We start from the raw sequence: 21,127 nt of genomic DNA, 5'->3' as shown, positions 1-21,127 counted from the left end.
CTCCTCAGAAAATGATCTCGATGTCGTCGGTGCCGGGCCCGGCGGCGACCCGCACGCCGCCGGGTGTGGTCTCGAGCCGCGGGTGGCCGGCGTCGCGCACCCCGGCGAGCAGCAGGTTCCAGCGCGCGGGCGGGCCCTGCACGCGGCGGGCGCGTAGGCGGTCGCCGGAGCGGGACACCTCGAACACGGCGCCGGCGCCGCCGTCCACGGCCGGCACGGTGACGGTACGGGTGGCGCCGTCGGCGAGCTGGTAGACCTGCAGGGTGACGTCGTCGGCGTAGTCGTAGTCGGGCCGGTCCTCGCGGGCCCCGACGGGCAGCACCGTGCCCGGCCGCACCAGCAGCGGCAGGCTGTCGAATCCGTGCCGCTCGCTGCGCCAGCCCGGACCGGTGACGGTCTCGCCGTCCAGCAGCCGGGTCCACACACCATCAGGGACGTAGTACGAAATATCACCATCGGCCGACATTACGGGCGCCACCAGCAGGTCCCGACCCAGCATGTACTGGGCGTCCAGGTAGTCGCAGGCCCGGTCCCCGGGGAACGCCAGCTGCATGGCCCGCATCACCGGCAGCCCGTCCGTCGTGGCCTGGACCGCGGCCCCGTACAGATACGGCATCAACCGCGCCTTCAAACGGGTGAACGAGCGCAGCACGTCCACCGACTCCTCGTCGAACAGCCACGGCACCCGGTACGACCCGCTCCCGTGCAGCCGGCTGTGCGACGACAGCAGCCCGAACGCCGCCCACCGCTTGAACACGGCCGGATCCGGCCGCCCCTCGAACCCGCCGATGTCGTGGCTCCAGAACCCGAACCCGGCCAGGCCCAGCGACAGCCCGCCCCGCAGCGACTCGGCCATCGCCTCGAACGTCGACTCGCAGTCGCCGCCCCAGTGCACCGGCAGCCGCTGCCCGCCCACCGTGGCGGACCGGGCGAACAGCACGGGCTCGCCCCGCTCGGCCAGCACGTCGTTGACGGTCTGGTTGTAGAGCAGGGTGTAGTAGTTGTGCATGCGCTCGGGGTCGGAGCCGTCGGCGTAGACGACGCCGGTCGGGATGCGCTCGCCGAAGTCGGTCTTGAACGCGTCCACCCCCATGTCGAGCAGGGCGCGCAGCTTGCCCGCGTACCACTCGCGGGCGGCCGGCGAGGTGAAGTCGACCAGCGCCCGGCCCGCCTGCCAGTGGTCATCCTGCCAGACGCTCCCGTCCGGCCGGCGCAGCAGGTGCCCGGCCGCCATGCCCTCATCGAACAGCTTCGATGCCTGCCCGATGTACGGATTGATCCACAGGCACACCCGCAGCCCGCGCTCCTTCAGCCGGCCCAGCATGCCCTCCGGGTCCGGGAACACCTCCGCGTCCCACTCGAAGTCGCACCACCGGTACTGCCGCATCCAGAAGCAGTCGAAGTGGAACACGCTCAGCGGCAGGTCCCGCTCGGCCATCCCGGCCACGAACGACGTCACCGTGGCCTCGTCGTAGTCGGTGGTGAACGACGTGGACAGCCACAGTCCGAACGACCAGGCGGGCGGCAGCGCCGGCCGGCCGGTCAGCGCCGTGTAGCGGCGCAGGATGTCGGCCGGCGTCGGCCCGTGGATGATCAGGTACTCGAGGTCGTGGCCCTCGACGCTGAACTGCACCCGCGACACGGTCTCCGAGCCCACCTCGAACGACACCCGCCCGGGATGGTTGACGAACACGCCGTAGCCGCGGTTGGTGAGGTAGAAGGGGATGTTCTTGTAGGCCAGCTCGCTGGTGGTGCCGCCGTCGTCGTTCCAGATGTCGACGGCCTGCCCGTTGCGCACCAGCGGACCGAACCGCTCACCCAGCCCGTACACCAGCTCGCCGGCGCTCAGCCGGAGCTGCTCGACCATGAAGTGCCGGTCGCCGGGGTCGTGCACGATGCCCAGGCTCTTGCCGCCGCTGCGGGTGAGCTCCCTGCCACCCGCGCTGAACGTCATCTCCCACGGCGCGTCCCTGCGCAGCCGCACGGTGAGGGCGCCGCTGGTCAGGCCGGCCACGTCGTCGTCCACGGAGATCTCCACGTCCGGCGAGTCGTCGCGCACCTCGAAGGCGGGGGAGCCGGGCACGGAGCCGGCGAAGTGCACCGTGCGGACGCGGATCACGTCCGGCATCGGCGACGACACGTCCACCCGCAGGACGGGGCCGTCGATGGTGTTGCCGCGGCGGGTGATCGGCCGCGTCGGCGCCAGCACCCGCAGCGAGGCGGCGTCCGCGGTCACGTCGTGGGCCGCGGTGGCGTACTCGCCCCGCACCCCGGGACGCATCCGCCAGTGGCCGTCTTTGAACTTCATGCCGGTCCGTTCTCGAGGTGGGCGTTGTCAACCGTGCGGGCGCAGCGCGACGACCGCGCGGGGCGGCAGCGTGACCGGGCCGTCCGTCGCGGCTCCGGTGAGCAGGTCTACCGCCGGGCCGGGTATGGGCACGCTCGCCGCCTCGGCGCCGTGGTTGAGCAGGAAGAGCACCTCGCCGCGGCGTACCGCCTCGACGCCGGGCGGCGGCGGAGCTCCGTCGGGCACGGCCCCGCGCACGCCCGCGTCGGCCAGCGCCCGCGCGGTGAGCTCGCCGAGCGCTTCGGGCTCGGGCATCGTCGCGACATACCAAGCGATGCCGCTCCCTGGGCCGTCCCCGGCCCGGTGCCGCAGCACCGCGGGCCGTCCGGCCAGGTCTCCGCCGGCGAACTCGGCCACCGGCTCGGCGCCCTCCGCGGCCACCAGCTCCGTCCAGGTGTGCGCCGTGAACTCGGCGCCGCCGGCCCACCGGCAGCGCACTTCCTCGGCAGCGGGGAGCCACTCCTCACCGGACGCGCCGAGCACCTCGCGCAGCGGCGCGGGAAACCGCCCCGTACGGATGTGCGCCCGCGGATCGACGACCCCGGAGAACGGCCCGACCACCAGCACCCCGCCGCCGCGCGCGTAGTCCGTCAGCGCCGCCGCGTCCCGGTCGCTCACCAGGAACAGGTTCGGCACCACGACCAGCGCGTATCCGGTCAGATCTGCGTCCGGCGGCACCAGGTCCACGCTGACCCCGCGCTCCCACAGCGGAACGTAGTAGGCGAGCAGCTGGTCGGTGGCGTTCAGCCGGTCGCTGGGCCGGCCGCGCTCCTCCAGCGCCCACCAGCTCGCCCAGTCGAACACCATCGCCACCCGCGCCGGCACCGGCTCGCCCGCCACGGAGGCGAGCCTGCGCAGCTCCTGGCCGTGCGCTCGGACCTCGGCGTGCAGCCGCGTGTCCGCGCCCGCGTGCGGCACCATCGCGGCGTGGAACCGCTCGGCGCCGAAGCGGGAGGCCCGCCACTGGAAGTAACACAGCCCGTCCGCGCCGCGGGCGAGGGCCTGCAGCGACTCCAGCCGGAACTGGCCCGGCGGCTTCGGCAGGTTGTGCGGGCGCCAGTTGACGCCGGTGGTGGCCTGCTCCATCAGCAGCCACGGCCGGCCCCTTCCCAGGCCGCGCATCAGGTCGTGGACGAGCGCGCTCCGCGCCGGGGCGAGCGGGTCGCCCGGCTCGGGGTACCAGTCGTTGGAGACGATGTCCTCCTCGCCGGCCCACGCCCAGGAGTCCACAGGCTTGAACAGACCCATGAAATTCGTGGTGATCGGCGTGTCCGGGGTGCGCTCGCGCAGGATGTCGCGCTCGGCCCGGTAGTGGGCGAGCAGCGCGTCGGAGCAGAAGCGCTGCCAGTCGAGGTTCTGCGTCGGGTTGATCAGGTACGGGGCGCGGCGCGGGGTGACGATCTCGGCCCAGTCGCCGTAGCGCTGGCTCCAGAACGTGGTGCCCCACGCCTCGTTGAGCCCGTCCAGATCGCCGTATCGCTCCTCCAGCCAGGTACGGAACGCCGCCGCGGACTCGTCGCAGTGGCAGATCTGGCCGTACTCGTTGCCCACGTGCCACAGGGCCAGGGCGGGGTGGCCCGCGTACCGGTCCGCCAGGTCGGTCACGATCGACAGCGCCCGCTCCCGGTAGACCCGCGACGACGGGCAGAACTGGTTGCGCGAGCCGTACCAGAGGCGGTGCCCCGACTCGTCGACCGGGAGCGTCTCCGGCCAGCGGTGCCCCAGCCACGGCGGCGGCGAGGCGGTCGGCGTGGCCAGGTCCACCGCGATCCCGGCCGCGCCCATCAGGTCGAGCACCCGGTCCAGCCAGCCGAAGTCCCGCGCGCCCGGCTCCGGCTCGATCCGCGCCCAGCTGAACACGCCGACCGTGACCAGGTTGACCCCGGCGGCCTTCATCAGCTCGACGTCCTCGGCCCACACGTGCTCCGGCCACTGCTCGGGGTTGTAGTCCCCGCCGAACAACAGCCCGCGATCGCGGGTGAGCGTGTGCATCCCGAGCCGCGCCGTCACGAGCCGCTCCTGGGCGGGGCGGAGCTGTCGCCGGCCACCAGGCCGCAGGGCACCAGCCGCTGCTGCGGCGGCCCGTCGCCCTCCAGCCGGTCGATGAGCATCCGCGCGCCGAGCCTGCCCAGCTCGGCGCTGGGCGGCTCCAGCGTCGTGAGCCTGGGGTGGAACATCTCCGCGACCCTGGCCGACGACAGCACCAGCATCAGCGTCAGGTCCTCGGGGATGCGCCAGCCGCGCGCCGCCACCCCCGCGATGACCCCGACGGCCGCGTGGTCGTCCATCACGGCCAGCGCCGTCACGTCGGGGCGCGCGGCGAGCAGCCGCTCGAACGCCTCCCGGCCCTCCTCGGCCGAGCCCGGGCCGAAGCCGTCCACGTAGCCGAGCCCGGCCTCGCGGGCGGCCGCGGCGAACTCCTCGCCGGCGCGGACCGCGGGACCGTACCCGGTCGCGTACGTGCCGGCCGGCAGGTTGAAGAAGGCCAGCTTGCGATGCCCCAGCCCGGCCACGTGCGCCACGGCGTCCCGGGCCGTCGCCGCGAAGTCGATGTCGGCGTAGTCCAGCGAGCCCGGCTCGCGGGTGCGCCCTATCATGCTGAACGGCACCCCGGCCTGCGACAGGAACTCCGGCCGCTCGTCGTCGAGGCGCACCTCCATCAGCAGCACGCCGTCCACCAGCCCCAGACCGGTGAGGTGGCGCAGCTCCTCGATCGGGTCGGCGTTCTCGGGGGAGAGCAGCAGGTGGTAGCCCAGCTCGCCGGCCGCCTCGGCGGCGCCGGTCGCGAACTGCATCTCGGTCAGGCCGAAACCGCCGCGCGGGGCCGGGTACAGCAGCGCCAGGATCCGGGTCCGCTTGCTCTGCAGGCCGCGGGCCAGCACGTTGGGGCGGTAGCCGAGCTCGGCCGCGGCCCGCTCGATGCGCCGCTTGGTGGCCGCCGCGACCGGGCGGGTGCCGTTGAGCGCGGCGGAGACGGTGCTGACGGCGACCTGCGCTCGCTCTGCCACGTCACGTAACGAGGACATTCCACTCCGGCCGGGCAAGATCGGCCGCCTGAAGGCCGCCGAGACGGATCGTCGAAACGTTTCGCACAACCTAGAGTCCGTTTTGCGGAGATGTCAATGGTGTTAAATCGGCTGGCCTAAAGCGCCGATACGATCGGCGGGTGCTGAAGGTCACCATCCCCCCAACGCCCGAGCCGCCCACCAGCGGTCATCTCGCCATGGGGGAGGAGCCCGGCCTGCCGGACGCGATCACCGCCGACTCGCGCAACCTGTGGCGCGGCGGCCGGCCGTGGTTCCCGGTGATGGGCGAGTTCCACTACGCACGCTACCCGGCCGCGGAGTGGCGCGAGGAGCTGCTCAAGGTACGGGCCGGCGGGGTGACGGCCGTGGCCACGTACGTCTTCTGGAACCTGCACGAGGAGCGCCGCGGCAGCTACGACTGGAGCGGCGACCGTGACCTGCGCCGCTTCGTGACGGCGTGTGCCGATGCCGGGCTGGACGTGGTGGTGCGGGTCGGGCCGTGGGGGCACGGCGAGTCGCGCAACGGCGGCTTCCCCGACTGGCTGCTGGCAGAGGACTGCGTGCCGCGCACCGACGACCCGCGCTACCTGGCCCTGGTCCGGTCGTTCTTCGAGCAGATCGGTTCCCGGCTTCGCGGGCTGACCAGGCGGGACGGCGGGCCCATCGTCGGCGTCCAGCTGGAGAACGAGCTGTACGACCAGCCGGGCCACCTGCTCACGCTCAAGCGCATGGCCAAGGAGGCGGGCATCGACGCCCCGCTGTGGACGGCCACCGGCTGGGGCCACGCGCGGCTCCCGGCCGACGAGGTGATCCCGCTGTTCGGCGGGTACGCCGAGGCCGCCTGGGACACCGCGCACGACGGCTGGCCGCGGCAGAGCCGGGCGCACTACTTCTTCGGGCCGGGCCGGGACGACGACTCGATCGGCGCGGACCTGCGTGCCACCGGCACGTCCGGGACCGGCGAGAGCCACCTCGCGCGCTACCCGTTCGCCACCTGCGAGCTGGGCGGCGGCATGTACACCTCCTACCACCGGCGGCCGATCGTCGCGGCCCGCGACGTGGCGGCGCTGTCACTGGTGAAGCTGGGCAGTGGGTCGGCCTGGCAGGGCTACTACATGTACCACGGGGGGTCGCAGAAGATCGGCGAGCTGAGCACGCTGCAGGAGTCGCACGCCACCGGCTACCCCAACGACTGTCCGGTGATCAACTACGACTTCCAGGCGCCACTGGGCGAGTTCGGGCAGTTTCGCGAGTCGTACGCGCGGCTGCGGCTCCAGCACCTGTGGCTGGCCTCGGACGGCGCCGGCCTCGCGCCGATGACGCTCACCATGCCACCGGACGCGCCCGGCGGCACCGCCGACCGGAGCACGCTCCGCTGGTCGGTACGCTCCGACGGCCGCTCCGGCTTCCTGTTCGTCAACAACCACCAGCCCGTCGAGACACTGCCCGCGCACGACGACGTCCAGTTCACGGTCACCCTCGGCGGGCGTGACCTGGTCGTGCCCCGCCGGCCCGTCATCGTGCCGTCCGGCGCGTCCTTCGTGTGGCCCCTGGTCCGCCGGGTCGGCGCCGGCACGCTGCTGACCGCCTCCGCCCAGCCCGTGTGCACGCTCGACGGCCCGGTCCTGGTGCTCACCCAGGTCGCGGGCATCCCGGTCGATCTGGTCTTCGACGCCGCCACCGTCACGGCCGTCAACGGCCCTAGGGTCGACGGCTCTGGGGCGGGTGTCCTTGGGGCCGCGGCGGGAGACGCCGGCGAGCCGGTGACCGTGACGAGGGACGGCCGCGACCTGGTGGTCCGCGGCCTGCGCCCCGGCACCGACTGCCTGGTGCGCGTCACCGCCGCCGACGGGTCGGTCGCACATGTGCTGGTGCTGGACGAGGCCGGCGCCCTCACCGCCACCCGGGGCCGGGTCTGGGGCGCCGATCGGCTGATCCTCAGCCCCCGCCCGGCCGTCGTCGACGGCGACCGCCTGGTGCTGTACGGCGGTCACGCGGGTGACCGGCTGCGCGTCTTCCCGTCACCGGCCGAGGACGACGGCTTCGCGCTCCCCGCGGAGGGTGGCCGCTTCGCGCGCCTCGGGGCCGGCTGGGCGGCGGAGGGCGTCTTCGGCGTGATCGAGCTGCCCGCGCCGGACACCGAGCCGGTGGCGGCCGTCGTCGAGCAGGTGGCGGTGGCGGGACCGCCCAGGCGGCCGGTCATCGACGCGAACTCCGGCCGCGCCTCGGCGCCCACCGACGCGGACTTCGCCGATGCCGCCGTCTTCCGCGTCACCGTGCCCGCCGAACTGCTCCACGGCGACGACGAGGTGCTGCTGCGCCTGGACTGGTCCGGCGACGTGGGCCGCGCCTACATCGGCGGCCGCCTGGTGTCCGACCAGTTCTGGTACGGCCCGCCCTGGGAGCTCGGTCTGCGCCGCTTCCGCGAAGAGCTGCTGGAGCACGGCGCCGTCGAGCTGCGGCTCCTGCCCATGGCCGAGGACGCGCCGATTTACGTCTCCCCGGAGGCCCGCGCCCGCAAGGGGATGCTGGAGCTGCGCTCGGCGACGTTCGTCCCGGTCCCGCGCGCTGTGATGTAGCGATCTCATGCCGACTTCTGAGACCGCTGTGATATGGCGATCTCATGCCGACTTCTGAGACCGCTGTGATATGGCGATCTCATGCCGACTTCTGAGACCGCTGTGTCATGGCGATCTCATGCCGACTTCTGAGACCGCTGTACTCAAGACCAAGTGAGCGCCGCCCCGGCGGCGTGACGGCGCTCGTCCGGTGACCCGCCTCAGCAGGTGGAGTTCGTCTGGGTGAGCAGGGCCAGCTTCCACGGCAGCGTGTTGTAGTCCCCGCCGGCGTTGGGGTCCTTGCCCTGGTAGAGGTAGCGCAACTGGCACGGGCTGATGGTGAGCGTCTGGTCGATGCCGTCGCGGATCATCTCGCCGTGGCTGATGTCCGCCGTCCAGGTGGCGCCGTCGAAGGTGACGTTGTTGCTGCGGGCGAAGGGGTTGCTCTCCGTGTCGGCGAGCCGCGTCCACGTACCGGCGATGCCCGTGGAGGTCCAGGAGCGGAAGTACCTCTTGCCGTCGCTGCCGATCGCCTCGACGAGCAGCAGGTACTGGTCCGTGCCCTTGATCTTGTAGATGTTGCTCGCCTCCCACAGGTTGTACTTGTTGGCGTCCTGCATCACGATCACCGTGTTGGTGAACCCGTTGGGGAAGTTCGCCACCGTCGTCTGCGAGCGGTAGAGGTGACCGTTGTCGTCGGAGGAGAACAGGTAGCAGTTGACCGCGTCGCAGATGACCCACATGTCGACCCAGTAGCCGGAGCCGATGTTCTGCCGGATGATGTCCGGCATGCTCGAGTAGAAGTGCTGCGGCGCGCTCCAGGAGCGCGGGTTGGTGATGTCGGTGGTGGTCGAGTACGACGCGTTGCCGGTCTGGTAGACCAGATACCACCTGTTCTGCGGCGCGAAGTAGAACACCTGCGGCGCCGCTCGATAGCCGGTCCCGATCGCGCTCTGGTCGAGGTAGTGGTGCGTGGCGGCCCCGGCCTGCGCCCAGTCGGTGAAGTTCAGGTAGACCAGGTTGTAGCCGCCGGCCGTGCTCGCGGTGCTGGCGAACACGTGCCAGCGGCCGTTGTGGTAGACCACCGACGGGTCCTTCACCGCGGCGATGCTGTGACCGGAGTCGGACTTGGGGCCGATCAACGCGGGGCCGGAGCGCCAGCGGAAGCTGCTCGGCAGCGTCCCGGTGCCGCCGGTCGGCGTCACCGTCGGGGTGGCGGTCGGGGTGCTGCCGGTGCACGGGGTGCCGTTGAGCGCGAAGTCGGTGGGCGCCGGGTTGGCGGCGCCGTTCCACGAGGCGTTGAAGCCGAACGTCGTGCCGGCGCCGGTGGCGAGCGCGCCGTTGTAGCCGGCGTTGGAGACGGCGACCTGGGCGCCGGACTGGGTGACGACGCCGTTCCACAGCTGAGTGATCGTCTGCCCGGCGGTGAACGACCAGGTCAGCCGCCAGCCGGTGAGCGGATCGCCGAGGTTGGTAACGCTAACACCTGCGCCAAAACCGTTCGACCATTGATTGGTCACCGTATAGTCCACGCGGCAGCCGGGGGCCGCTTGGGCGGTGGGTGCGGTGAGCAGGGCGAGCGCGGCGATCACGGCGGTCGCCGCCGCGACGATCCAGGACCGAAGGCGGTTGAGGTGCACGACATCCTCCCAGGCGTGGCCGGTGATCGACGAGCGTCTCAGAAACGTTTCAGTCCATCAACCCGAAACTTTCGAGATCCGCTATGCTGCCGCTGTTTACGTGGGATGTCGCAGGGTGTGACGCGGCTGAAGGATGAAACGTTCAGCTCGCCACCGGGGGCAGAAACGTTTCGGAACTCGGGAGCGGGCCCATGGGGAGAGGGTGGAAGGTGGTCTTGGTCGCCGGTCTCGGGGCGGCGGTCCTCGTGGCCTCGCCCGCGATCGGCGGCGGCAGCGGATCCGGCGGGCGCTGGGTCGACACGTGGACCGCGATGCCGCAGCCGACGGAGCCCGGAAACATGCCGCCGCCCCCGTTCACGACGGACCATCTGGTCCTGGACGACAGCACGCTGCGGCAGACCGTGCGGCTGTCGGTGGGCGGGCAGCGGGCGCGGCTGCGCTTCTCCAACGCGTTCGGTGGGGCGCCGCTGCCGATCACGCGCGTGTCCGTGGCGTTCCCGGCCGGTGGCGTGGCCGGGGTGAGCGCGATCCAGGCGGGGACCGCCCGGCCGGTGACGTTCCAGGGCCGTCCTGGCACGGTCGTCCCGATCGGCGCGCAGGCGGTGTCCGACCCGCTGGAGCTCCCGCTCGCGTCCGGCTCCGTCCTGACCGTGACCGTCTACCTCGCCGAGGGGCAGGCCTCCAGCGCCATCACCTCGCACCCGGGCTCGCGTACCACGTCCTACCTGGTGACGGGCAACCAGGCAGAGGCCGAGGACCTCCCGGGCGCGACCCCCGTCGACCACTGGTACTTCCTCAGCGCCATCGAGGTGTGGTCCAAGCCCGCCACCGCGGCGCTCGTGCTGCTGGGCGACTCGCTGACCGACGGCAGGGGCTCCACCACCAACCTCAACAACCGCTGGCCCGACCGGCTCTTCGACCGGCTGCGCGCCGACCGGCGCACCGCCGGGGTGGCCATCGCCAACCAGGCGGCGGGCGGCAACAGGGTGCTGAACGACGGCCTCGGGCCCAACGCCCTGGCGCGGCTGGACCGCGACGTGCTCGCCCGCAGCGGTGCGCAGTGGCTGGTCGTCTTCGAGGGCGTCAACGACCTCGGCACGGCGGAGGCCACTCAAGGCGCCCAGAAGAGGATCGCCGACGAGCTGATCGCCGCCTACGACCAGATCATCGTCCGGGCCCACGCGAAGGATCTCACGGTGTACGGGGCGACGATCACCCCCTTCGGCGGCCACTCCTACGACGACCCCCAGGGGCACCGCGAGGGGGCTCGGCAGGCGGTCAACGAGTGGATCCGGACGAGTGGCAGGTTCGACGCCGTGATCGACTTCGACCGGGCGGTCCGCGACCCGGCCGAGCCGCGGCGGCTCCAGGCGGCATACGACGTGGGCGACGGGCTGCACCTGAGCCCGGCGGGCTACAAGGCGCTGGCGGACGCCGTACCCGCCCGCCTGTTCCACCGGTCCTGACAGGGGTTCGGCCAGATCCGGGCCGGGTGGCCGTCACCGCTTCTGCGCCAGGCTCCGCACGGGGTGCTCGCCCTCGGTCTGCAGGCGGTACTCGCGGCCGGACTTGGCCCGGTTCTGCTCGATGACCCGCTCCGACGGCGCCGGCTCCCCGCCCATCAGGGCGTCCTGCATCCTCTCGAACCGCTCGTGGGCTTCCTGCACGTAGCCGGTGCCCAGGGTGGTGTAGTCGATCTGGGTGGCGATCAGCTCCCGGATGTAGGCCTTGTTCGGTTCGAAGGTCACCGCAGCGGGCAGCTCGGGGGCGCACACCTGCTCCGGTTCGCGGCCGTCGTGCCTCTTGAACAGCTCGGCCGCCAGCCGCAGGTGCTCGAGTTCCATGTTGAGGTGCAGCTCCCAGATGCTCTTCACCTTGGGGTCGGACTCGGTCTCCATGAACGAGTGGTACAGGTAGCACTCGTTGTACTCGTGGTTGAGCAGCATCTCCCACCAGCTCTCGCCCGGGTCCACCAGGGACTCGTAGTGGGTGACGTGCTCCTCCTCGATCAGCCCGATCTCCTGGTAGAGCTGGCGCGCGATCGGCTCCATGTAGGTCGGGCCCACGTTCATGTAGAAGTTCATCGTCTGCTGCTCGGCCGCCGTGATCGTGAGCGCGTGCAGCCTCGAGATGGGCGCGGTGCTGCTCCGGTCGTACGGCTCGCGCACGTTGTCCCTGCCGTCGCGGTGGTGCAGGTACGTCGGCCGGCCTGGCATGACCTCGGTGAGCTGGTCGACGATCTTCTCGGCCTTGCGGTGCTCGATCATCTCGTACAGGTTGGCGTAGCGGTAGAGGTGATCGAAGTCCTCCAGGACGCCGAACTGGTAGGCCTGGCTCAGGTACGGGTCCGGCTCCATGCGGGCCACCCACGCGGTCAGGTCCACGGCGACCTGCTCGTAGGCGATGGTGGTCTCCAGCACCGAGGCGACCCCGGGCAGCAGCCAGTTGACGACCTTCTGCTGCTGGGCCTCGATGTAGCGGACGCGGGCCAGCTGCTGCCTGATCTCCGTGTCGGGGCAGTGCCGGGCGAACTGGTGGCTGAACAGGATCGCCTCCACCTCGATGCCGTTCATCGCGATGATCCGGCACCGGGTGTACGGGTCCGCATGATCGGGATCGATGGGCGTAACGTTCAGCTCGCGCCAGTTGCGCAGCTGCTTGTCCAGCGGGATACCCCGCTCCTGGAGTGGGTTGAAGGGCATGGCGCCGCGCTCCTTTGCGCTGGTCGGAAACGTCCGGGATGCGGCCTACCCGAGGGCCGGACCGGCAATCTCCCCGCCACACCGGCGAAAGGCCTGGAGATGGTAATGGCCGGCGTGGCCCGCAACTCCACGGGTAGGCACGGGGCCGGACCGGAGAAAGGACGATCATGACTGCTCAACGGACGGCGCCGGAGAAGATGGCCGAGAAGGACGTCATCGACCTGCTGCAGGCTCAGCACGGGATGATCAGGGACCTGTTCGACGAGGTCGAACAGGCGCCGGCCGACCGGCGCGGCGAGGCGTTCACCCGGCTGGTGCGGCTGCTGGCCGTACACGAGACCGCCGAGGAGGAGATCGTCCACCCCTACGCGCGCATGAAGATCGACGGCGGGAACGGCGTCGTCGACGATCGGCTGGCCGAGGAGCACGACGCCAAGGAGCTCCTCATGGAGCTGGACGAGGCCGGTCCCGGCGCCGGCGACTTCGCCGAGAAGCTCGCCATGCTGCGCGCCGCCGTGGAGACGCACGCACGCAGCGAGGAACGCTACGAGTTCGCCAAGCTGCGCGCCCACACCACCGAGACCGAACGCCGCGTCATGGCCACCGGCGTCAAGGCCGCCGAGGCGATGGCCCCCACGCACCCGCACCCCGGCACCGAGTCCGCCACCAAGAACATCCTGGTCGGCACGCCGGTCGCGATGATGGACCGGGCCCGCGACGTGATCCGGCGCGCCATGGGCAAGTGACGGCTCTCAGAGAGTGAGCTGGTGCCGGCGCCGGCTGCGCCATTCGACCGTCAGCACGGTCGCGTCGTCCTGCAGCCGGCCGCGCTGGTGCCGCAGGATGGCCTGGATCAGGCGGCGCAGCGTCTCCGGGGCCGACATGCCGTCGGCCTCGTGGCGGATGACGAAGTCGATGAAGCGCTCCAGCCCGAACAGCTCTCCGTCCGGGCTCTGCGCCTCGATGATGCCGTCGGTGTAGAACAGGAGCCGGTCGCCGCGCTGCAGCTGATAACGGCACTCGCCCGTGGTGATGCCCAGCGCGAAGCCCATGGGCGGGTCGGGGACGCTCTCCAGCGTGGCCACGAGCCGGCCGCCGCGGATCAGCAGCGGCGGGTGGTGACCACGGTTGACCCAGCTCAACAGGCCGCTGCGCAGATCCAGGGAGGCCAGGATGCCGGTGGCGAAGCGGCCGGTGAACTGCTCCTTGATCGCCGCGTCGACGGCCTCGCTGATCTCGGGCAGGCCCATTCCCTGGCGGCGGTTGTGGCGGCACGCCCCCATGGCGACGGTGGCGGTCAGCCCGGCCGACGTGTCGTGGCCCATCGCGTCGAACAGCGACACGTGCAGGGTGTCGCCGTCGATCGCGTAGTCGTAGGCGTCGCCGCCCATCTCGTAGGCGGGCTCCAAGGCGGCGCTGACCACCACCTCGTCGTTCGCGAACGTGCCCGGCGGCAGCAGGTTCCACATCACCTCCGCCGAGAGGGTCATCGGGCGGGCGCGGACCAGCCGGGCGTACGAGTCGCTGTGCGGTCGCTTGCTGATCACCAGCACCGCGACCAGGGCGGCCAGCTGCTTGGCCCGCCATTCGACCAGCTCGCCGTCCTCGGGCACGGTCACCCCGAACACGCCGACGCGTTCGGTGCCGTCCAGCAACGGCAGCCACAGCCGCCGCGCCGTCTCGCCGGCCGCCGGCCCCACGGGCTCGGGCACGGCGGGGTCCGGCATGCGCCTGGCCTGGACGATCTCCACGTTGCGGAACGCGCGGCCCGCCAAGGTGGTGTCGATCTTGAAGGGTTCGAGCGGCTCGCCGGCCGCGTCGCGCTGGCCCGCCAGCGGTACCAGGGACAGCTGCTGCAGGTCGGCCACGTAGATCGCCGTGTGGGAGAAGCCGATCAGGCGGGCATGCTCGGCGACCAGGCCCGGCAGCGCCTCCATCGCGGCCAGGTGAGTGGCCTCGAGCAAACCGCCCAGCGCAAGCTCGCCGTCGCTCCGCACCGGCTTCCCCCTTCCCCCGCTCGCCCCCTGGTCGCGTAGGTGTTCCTACCCTGCGGCCACGGCCGGTCACCCGCAGAAGAGGGCTAGGCCCGCTCTATGACCAGCCGAGCTCCTCGTAGAACGCGTCGCGGGCCCGCCCGAACGCGTTCCGGTCCAGCACGGCGCCCTTGTACGGCCCTTCGGCGATCGGCTCGTCATGCATCCGGGCGGGCAGCTCGTCGCGCCCGCCCATGCCCTCGCGCCCGGCGTACGCCCGCATCTCGTCGAGCCGCCGCTGCCCGGCCGCCAGCAGGTCCTCCAGCGTGAAGTCCTGGCCGAGGACGGCGGTGACCAGCGCGGTCAGGTGGTCGACGGTCAGCGGCCTGGTGGGGGAGGAGGCGAACACGCACAGGTTGAGCGCGTCGAGCCCGCTCCACAGCCGCAGCAGCCGGGCGCTCCGCCGCCCCCGCTCGGCGTCGATCTGGCCGGCCGGCGCCGGCTCGACCGCGATGCGCCGCGCCTCCGGGAAGCTGTACGCGAGCCCGGCGACGGGGTCGAAATCGAGATCGTGCTCAAGGGCGTCATAGCGGGGCCCGTTGGGGGCGATGGCGTACCCGAGGCCGATGCCCGGCTGGATTCGCGGGTCGAAGCAGGGCAGCTCGGCGCCCTTCACGGTCATCGCGTACGGCACGGTCTCGGGCCCGAGCCGCCCGGCCGCCCGCGCCGCCCCCTCGGCCAGCAGATCGCCCAGCGCTCCGCCGCGCGCCGCGACGTCCCTGATCAGCCCGGTCAGGGCCGCGGCGGCACCGAAGGCCGGCCCATCGGGGAGAAGACCGCGCTCGGCGCACTCCATCGCGAAGGCGATCGTCCCGCCCAGGGAGACCGGGTCGAGCCCGAGGTCGTTGCAGAGCGCGTTCGCCTCCAGCACGGTGTCGAGGTCGTCGATCCCGAGATTCCACCCCAGCGACAGGAAGGCCTCCTGCCCGAGCCCGCCCGGCCGCCGCTCACCTGCGGAAGGCGGGGCGTACACCTTGAGGCAGTCGTTCGGGCACCCGGGGCAGGCCCCGCTGGTCGCCACGGCCCTGCCTGCGTAGTCCTGGACGCCGGGCACCCGCAGGCCGTGCGCCCCGGGGACGGAGAAGTTCCGCACGGCCGCGTAACCGGGCGCGGGCGGCTCACCCACCCACCCGGCGAACCCGGGCTCACTCACCTGGAGAGCGGCCAGGGGATTGGTCGTCAGCGACTCACGGTAGTAGGCGGCGATCGCGGCGACCGCCTGCGGATCGGCGACCTCGGCCGGAGCATCGCCCACGCACACGATCGCCTTGAGATTCTTGGCCCCGAACACCGCGCCCAGACCGTACCGGCCGGCGGCGTAGGCGTAGTCGGTCACGACGCTCGCGTACCGGACCAGGTTCTCCCCGGCGGGCCCGATCGCCGCCACATGCGAGTCCTGCCCATGCCGGTCCCGGAGCGCGTCCGTCGTGGCGGCGGTGCCCAGCCCGCGCAGCTCCCCGGCGTCGTGAAAGGAGATCTCGCCACCGTGAACCAGCAGATAGGAGAGCCGCTCGGCCCGCCCCGTCACGGCCAGCGCCCTGGCGCCCGCGCCGCGCATCCCGGCGGCGAACGGTCCCAGCGCATGCGCCTCCCCGGCCACCCCCGTCAGCGGCGACTTGGCCAGGAAGACGGCCTTGGCCAGCCCGGGCGCCAGCGTCCCGCCCAGCATCCCGGCCGCGACGTACAGCAACGCCCGCGGGTCGTACGGATCCAGCCCGGCAGGCGTGCGCTCGGCCATTAGCCGCAGCCCGAGTATGGACCCGCCGTAGTGCCCCGGCTCGCCGGATCGGCGCTTCGGGACGACGGTTCCGCTGGTCAGATCGACGATGAACGGCACGGCATAGCTCCTAGCCACGAAAGAAGGCGGCCGGCAGGGCGCGTCTCCCGCTGCTGTATGCCCTTCCACCAGGGCCCAGAAGCGGCACAACATCACACAACAGCGCAAAGACGCAACCCCTCACCGGCACCCGTCAAGGCGGTACGCACGGACGGCCCGCCGCCGTGCGGACTATGGCTTGCAGGCTTCGCCGCGGGCAACCCGTCGGGCGATCCGCCCGGTGTGAGCTTGGTTCGCCGCCTATGACAGCTTCTCGAAGAAGAATTCGTGCTTGAGGAACGACGTCTCGTATTCGTGCCCGGGATACGGCGGGATGAGCTGAGACGCCTGGAAGAGCCGCCAGCCGTCGCGCAGCGCGTCCACCCCGGTCTCGTACGGCGGCTCGTCCCCGTCACCCGCCGTCGGACGCGTGCGGCCGGTGCCGTCGTAGGAGGACCACCCCACCACGGGCGCGTCGAGCGCCGACGTGGCCAGGTACAGGACGAGAACCTGCTGCTTCATGCGACCCTCCCGGGACGGTTGGTCACGCGCGTCGTCCAGTGCTCGACGTCGAATGCCGGGTCGGCGGTCATCGCCCGCCACAGGCGCACCCGGTTGTGGATCTCCAGCCGCCCGGTCGCGTTCTCGTACCAGGGGAAGCGCCGGTTCAGCTCGGCGACCACGGCCGGGTCGGCCAGGTCGGAGGTGTCCCACAGCCGCACCTGCGGCACGGTCGGGTTGAACCGGATCTTGAACATGTACCTGCGCCGGTCGCTGTCGTTGCGCCGGCCGCCGTGCCAGATCCCGTGGTGCAGCAGCATCACGGTCCCGGCCGGGCAGGTCAGCCGGGTCTGCCCGCGCAGGTTCTGGTAGCGCCCGGTGTCGCTCTCGTTGATCCGGCGCAGGTGGCTGCCCGGCACCACCAGAGTGCCGCCCATGTCCGCGTTCACCTCGCGCGGGTAGTACATGAGCTGCACGTCGAAGGCGTCCACGCGGGTGTCGATGATCGCGTCGGCGTGCAGCGGCTGCGCCTCGCCGCCGTGCGGCTCGCGCACGTGCACGGCGTGGTGGTCCACGGTCGGGTCGGGGCCGACGAGGGACCGCAGAGCGCCCGCGATCTCGGGCACCTCGACGAGCCTGCGGGCGAAGGACCCCTCGGGGAAGGCCCGGCCGACCGGCGTACCGTACGGCACCGCCGGAATGCCCGCCTCCAGCACGTCGATCGCCTGGTCGTTCAGCTCGTCTGGGACGATCTCGTCGAGCCGCAGGTAGCCGGCCGCGACGAACCCGGCCACCTGTACGGAAGTCAGCAATGTGGTTCGCATGCCTCGAACGTACGATCACGCACATGCCATGTCGTGGGTTGTAATCATCGACTACTGGTCCGTTTTCACCTATATATACATGCATGCACCGGGTCACCATCGCGCTGTCCGAACCCCCGGACGTGGCCGGTGCGGGCGTCGGGGTGCACGGCGTCGTCAGTCCCCACGACGTGTTCAAGCTGCCCGACCTCTGGCAACTCCACCTGTACGGCTACGCCGCCGAGCTGATGCTCGAAGGCACCACGCACCCCATCAGGCCGGGCCACGTGAGCCTGATCCCGCCGGGCACCGAGGTGCACTACCACTATCGGGGCAGGTCGGAGCACCTGTACGCGCACTTCCGCCTGCCCGGCGACGGCGAGCGCCGGGACGTGGCCGTCATGCGCGACGCCGGGGACCAGGCGCCGGTCATCGCCGCCTCGTTACGGCAGGCCATCGCGGCGGTCCCCGGCACCCGGGCGCGCGCCGCGGCCGAGGTGTGGACGGTGCTCTGGCGGGTGGCCGGCCTGCCCGTGGCCGGCAGCCCGGACGCCGTCGTGGGCGCCGCGATCGAGCACATCGAGGCGGACCTGGCCGCACCGCTGACCGTGCCGGGCATCGCCCGCGCCGCCGGGGTCTCCCACAACCACCTGACCCGGCTGTTCCGCGCGCACACCGGGCACACCGTCGTCGCCTACATCCGCCGCCGGCGCTCAGCCCGCGCGCTGCACCTGCTGCGCGAGTCGACACTGGCGATCCCGGCGATCGCCGCGGCCGTGGGCATCCCGGACCTCCAGGCGTTCAACAAGGCCTGCCGCCGCGAGCTCGGAGCCTCCCCGAGAGCCCTCCGCGAGCGCGCTCGCCCGTAAGAGCCGGTACGCGAACCGGGCGCCTCAGGGATGCGACGTGCCGCCGGCCATGGGCAGGATGACGGGGAAGTGCGGACCACCGCTCGCGCCCGAACCGGAGTGGAGCACGTCATGAAGCCCACGCTGTCCACCGATGTCATCGTCGTCGGCGCAGGACCGACCGGTCTGATGCTCGCGTGCGAGCTGGCGCTCGCCGGGGTGAGGTGCCGCGTGCTGGAGCGCCGCGCCGATGAGCCGAACATCACCAGGGCCTTCGCCCTGCACGCCCGTACCCTTGAGCTGCTCGACGCCCGGGGCCTCGCCGACGATGTGGTGCCCCGCGGCGTCCAGATCCACGTGGTCGCCCCGCTCCCCGGCGTGTCGGTCGACCTGAGGGAGCTCGACAGCCGCTACCCGATGGTCCTGATCGTCCCGCAGAGCGGCACCGAGATGGTGCTGCAGGCGCGCGCCGAGCAGCTCGGCGTGGTTATTTGGCCGCGTACGTCAGAGGGTGTCTTCTCAGCCTCCACCGTCGGGTAATGATCTTGAGCTGCGAGAGTCTCGGCGGCCGCACCGTCCGCCGGGTCGGGGGTGAAGCCGGCCGCCGTCGATCCTCGCCCCCGTCTGAGGGCCTCCCCATGTTCTCGCAGCGGCTCCATCTAGGGTTTTCTGAGGCGGCTCTCACCTGGGGCTCTGTCGGGCGGCTGAGGCGGGCGGGAAGAACAAGACTGTTGTCCGCGGATTTTTTCGTGCACGGTTGTCGGCGTCTCCACCCCTGCCGATAGGAGTTCCAGCATGTCCGAAACCGTGCCTCTGCACCTCGCGGGCAACAACGCGCCGGTCGCGGAGGAGGTGACCCTGGAGCCGTCCAAGGTCGTCGGCGAGATCCCGGCCGAGCTGAGCGGGCAGTTCTTCCGCAACGGGCCCAACCCGCGTACCGGCTGGTCGCCGCACTCCTTTGCGGGCGACGGTATGATCCACACCATCGCGCTGGAGGGCGGCAGGGCCCGCTGGTACCGCAACCGGTACGTGCGCACGCCGCTGTACGAGCACCCCGGCCAGTCCCGCTTCGCCCTCGCCTTCGACCAGGAGACAGGCCGGATCGACTACCGGGTGACCACGGCCAACACCCACCTGATCGCGCACGCGGGCCGGCTGTTCGCCCTGGAAGAGGGCGGCTTCCCGTACGAGGTGACGCCGGACCTCGCCACGATCGGGGTGCACACCTTCGACGGGGTCCTGCAGACCCCGATGACCGCGCACCCGAAGACCTGCCCGATCACGGGTGAGCTGTTGTTCTTCGGCTATCAGCTGCGTCCGCCGTACCTGACCTGCTACCGCGTCTCGGCCGTCGGCGAGGTGGTGCAGACGCGGGTCGTGGACGTGCCGCGCGCGACGATGATGCACGACTTCGCAATCACCCGCAACCACGTGATCTTCATGGATCTGCCGGTCGTCTTCGACCACGTCCAGGCCGCGGCGGGCGGGCCGCCGTGGCGCTGGGATGACGCGCACCGCGCCCGGTTCGGCGTGCTGGCGCGTACGGCCGGCGACGACGCGCCCGTACGCTGGTTCGACGTCGCCCCGTGCTACGTGTGGCACACCATGAATGCCTTCGAGGACCCGCAGGGCGACACGATCACCGTCACCGGCACCCGCGTCCCCACGCTGTGGCGCGGCGGCGCCGACGACCTGGAGGGCGGGCTTCCGGTCGTGTACCGCTGGACGCTGGACCTGAGGTCGGGCGCGGTCGCCGAGGAACCGCTCGACGACGCGCCCAGCGAATACCCCCGTGTGGCCGACTCGATGCTCGGGCTGCCCCACCGTTACGGCTACACGACGAGCTTCTCCTTGGACGCCGAGCCTGAGCGGTCGGAGATCTACGCCTACGACCTCACCGGCGGCGGCGAACGGGCGGTGCACCGCCTCCCTCCAGGCCACACCTGCGGCGAGGCAGTCTTCGTACCCCGGGGCGGGACCGGTGAGAACGAGGGCTTCCTGATGACGTTCGCCCACAACCGCGGCGCCGGTACGAGCTACCTGGCCATCCTGGACGCCGCCGACCTGGCCGCGCCCCCGCTCGCCGAGGTACACGTCCCGGTGCGCATCCCCACGGGCTTCCACGGCAACTGGATCCCGGTCTGAGTATCGAGGAAACCAGACCTGGTGCTCGTCCCCGTCCTGGCAAGTGATCCTGCCGATCTCACGGACAGCAGCGGGTGGTCAGCTGATTCCGATGACAAGAGCGTCGCGGGCGGCGTCGATGACCTCGGGGCCTCATTTTCAGTGATCATTGATCACTGGTCGCGGATCACCGGGAGGAACCTGAAGGCCGTGCCGGTCTCCGTGGCGGCGCCCCTGACCCGGGCGCCGGCTTCGCAGATGAAAATCTTCGGACGCGTGGGCTTCATGCACGTGCACGTGCGGTGATCCGGTCGGCCGTACCAGGTAGGTTTGCCGACCATGGAGGAACGCGAACGCCCGAACGACCCACGACGCTCCGCCCGCCCCCTCGCCGCGGTGGCGGTCGCGGCCCTCATCGGCATCGCCTCCTGCGGAGGCCCGCCCCCTTCGGGAGGAGCCGCGGGCGCGTCAGGCACGGCGCCGACCGGCACGGCGACCCCCAGCACGACGGCGAGTACCCGCGCATCTACCGGCGGGACGCTCCCCGCCCCCGGCCAGGCGATCTCCGGGAACGCCACGCGCCTGGCCTCCGCCCTGCGCAAGACCACCACCGCACTGAACGCCGCCATCGACCGGTGGACGAAGGACGGAAAACCGCCGCAGGACGTCGAGCTCCTGGCCCTCTACCAGCAGCGCATCTACCGTTACGCCTGTCTCTTATACATATCT

17 protein-coding genes are annotated in these 21,127 nt (G+C 71.6%); 8 read left to right on the top strand and 9 right to left on the bottom strand.

From position 1 onward, the window contains the following. Window positions 1–4 precede the first annotated feature (4 nt). From yicI to EJK15_RS37405, 3 genes are read right to left on the bottom strand one after another with little or no spacing between them, the layout of a single operon-like run. Window positions 5–2,308, bottom strand: coding sequence for an alpha-xylosidase (gene yicI, locus EJK15_RS37415; RefSeq protein ID WP_138715200.1), 2,304 nt, complete (start codon window positions 2,306–2,308; stop codon window positions 5–7). A gap of 27 nt (window positions 2,309–2,335) precedes the next feature. Beyond that, window positions 2,336–4,357, bottom strand: a complete 2,022-nt coding sequence (locus tag EJK15_RS37410) for a beta-galactosidase (RefSeq protein ID WP_240777462.1) — start codon at window positions 4,355–4,357, stop codon at window positions 2,336–2,338. Next, window positions 4,354–5,355 (bottom strand): LacI family DNA-binding transcriptional regulator, encoded by a 1,002-nt coding sequence (locus tag EJK15_RS37405; protein WP_171074743.1) that lies wholly within the window; start codon window positions 5,353–5,355, stop codon window positions 4,354–4,356. Before EJK15_RS37405 ends, EJK15_RS37410 begins: the two co-directional genes overlap by 4 nt. Before the next feature lie 158 nt (window positions 5,356–5,513). Between EJK15_RS37405 and EJK15_RS37400 the strand changes: the two genes are divergently transcribed. Beyond that, window positions 5,514–7,952: a beta-galactosidase gene (locus EJK15_RS37400; RefSeq protein WP_240777461.1), complete on the top strand. Its 2,439-nt coding sequence runs from the start codon at window positions 5,514–5,516 to the stop codon at window positions 7,950–7,952. Window positions 7,953–8,152: 200 nt separating this feature from the next. Here the strand turns inward: EJK15_RS37400 and EJK15_RS37395 are convergent, their stop codons facing one another. Next, window positions 8,153–9,571 carry a glycoside hydrolase family 62 protein gene (locus EJK15_RS37395; protein WP_206061339.1) on the bottom strand — a complete coding sequence of 473 codons (1,419 nt, stop codon included), beginning with the start codon at window positions 9,569–9,571 and terminating at the stop codon, window positions 8,153–8,155. A 191-nt stretch (window positions 9,572–9,762) separates the two neighbouring features. Between EJK15_RS37395 and EJK15_RS37390 the strand changes: the two genes are divergently transcribed. After that, window positions 9,763–11,037 (top strand): SGNH/GDSL hydrolase family protein, encoded by a 1,275-nt coding sequence (locus EJK15_RS37390; RefSeq protein ID WP_138715197.1) that lies wholly within the window; start codon window positions 9,763–9,765, stop codon window positions 11,035–11,037. 33 nt (window positions 11,038–11,070) lie between these two features. Here EJK15_RS37390 and EJK15_RS37385 read toward each other — a convergent pair whose 3' ends face one another. Then, window positions 11,071–12,273 (bottom strand): hypothetical protein, encoded by a 1,203-nt coding sequence (locus EJK15_RS37385; protein ID WP_138715196.1) that lies wholly within the window; start codon window positions 12,271–12,273, stop codon window positions 11,071–11,073. 167 nt (window positions 12,274–12,440) lie between these two features. On the opposite strand from EJK15_RS37385, the gene EJK15_RS37380 reads away from it, so the two are divergent. Next, window positions 12,441–13,019 carry a hemerythrin domain-containing protein gene (locus EJK15_RS37380; RefSeq protein WP_240777460.1) on the top strand — a complete coding sequence of 193 codons (579 nt, stop codon included), beginning with the start codon at window positions 12,441–12,443 and terminating at the stop codon, window positions 13,017–13,019. A gap of 6 nt (window positions 13,020–13,025) precedes the next feature. Here EJK15_RS37380 and EJK15_RS37375 read toward each other — a convergent pair whose 3' ends face one another. The 4 genes from EJK15_RS37375 to EJK15_RS37360 all read right to left on the bottom strand — a co-directional run bounded on the left by EJK15_RS37375 (window position 13,026) and on the right by EJK15_RS37360 (window position 17,447). Continuing rightward, complete coding sequence (locus EJK15_RS37375) at window positions 13,026–14,270, bottom strand: PP2C family protein-serine/threonine phosphatase (RefSeq protein ID WP_240777459.1); 1,245 nt, start codon at window positions 14,268–14,270, stop codon at window positions 13,026–13,028. A 94-nt stretch (window positions 14,271–14,364) separates the two neighbouring features. Continuing rightward, window positions 14,365–16,143, bottom strand: coding sequence for an aldehyde ferredoxin oxidoreductase C-terminal domain-containing protein (locus EJK15_RS37370; protein WP_206061338.1), 1,779 nt, complete (start codon window positions 16,141–16,143; stop codon window positions 14,365–14,367). Between the two features lie 240 nt (window positions 16,144–16,383). Next, window positions 16,384–16,644: a hypothetical protein gene (locus tag EJK15_RS37365; protein WP_138715194.1), complete on the bottom strand. Its 261-nt coding sequence runs from the start codon at window positions 16,642–16,644 to the stop codon at window positions 16,384–16,386. Next, window positions 16,641–17,447: a phytanoyl-CoA dioxygenase family protein gene (locus tag EJK15_RS37360; RefSeq protein WP_171074741.1), complete on the bottom strand. Its 807-nt coding sequence runs from the start codon at window positions 17,445–17,447 to the stop codon at window positions 16,641–16,643. Before EJK15_RS37360 ends, EJK15_RS37365 begins: the two co-directional genes overlap by 4 nt. Before the next feature lie 83 nt (window positions 17,448–17,530). Here EJK15_RS37360 and EJK15_RS37355 point away from each other — a divergent pair, with 83 nt between their 5' ends. From EJK15_RS37355 to EJK15_RS37335, 5 genes are all read left to right on the top strand, one after another. Continuing rightward, window positions 17,531–18,295 (top strand): AraC family transcriptional regulator, encoded by a 765-nt coding sequence (locus EJK15_RS37355; protein WP_138715193.1) that lies wholly within the window; start codon window positions 17,531–17,533, stop codon window positions 18,293–18,295. A 111-nt stretch (window positions 18,296–18,406) separates the two neighbouring features. Further along, the gene (locus tag EJK15_RS37350) at window positions 18,407–18,814 is read left to right on the top strand and encodes an FAD-dependent monooxygenase (protein ID WP_138715192.1); all 408 of its coding nucleotides are present in this window, start codon (window positions 18,407–18,409) and stop codon (window positions 18,812–18,814) included. Between the two features lie 255 nt (window positions 18,815–19,069). Then, entirely contained in the window at window positions 19,070–20,419 is a 1,350-nt protein-coding gene (locus EJK15_RS37345; protein WP_138715191.1) for a carotenoid oxygenase family protein, read from the top strand. Between the two features lie 21 nt (window positions 20,420–20,440). Continuing rightward, on the top strand, window positions 20,441–20,704 hold the full coding sequence (locus tag EJK15_RS37340; RefSeq protein WP_138715190.1) for a hypothetical protein: 264 nt from the start codon (window positions 20,441–20,443) through the stop codon (window positions 20,702–20,704). Between the two features lie 33 nt (window positions 20,705–20,737). Next, the coding region (locus EJK15_RS37335; protein WP_206061337.1) for a hypothetical protein at window positions 20,738–21,127 on the top strand (390 nt) is incomplete at its 3' end.

This window comes from Nonomuraea basaltis (genome assembly GCF_005893125.1).
Classification (GTDB): domain Bacteria; phylum Actinomycetota; class Actinomycetes; order Streptosporangiales; family Streptosporangiaceae; genus Nonomuraea; species Nonomuraea basaltis.
The sequence above is the reverse complement of the archived record's forward strand: the minus strand, read 5'-3'. Positions and strand labels throughout refer to the sequence as shown.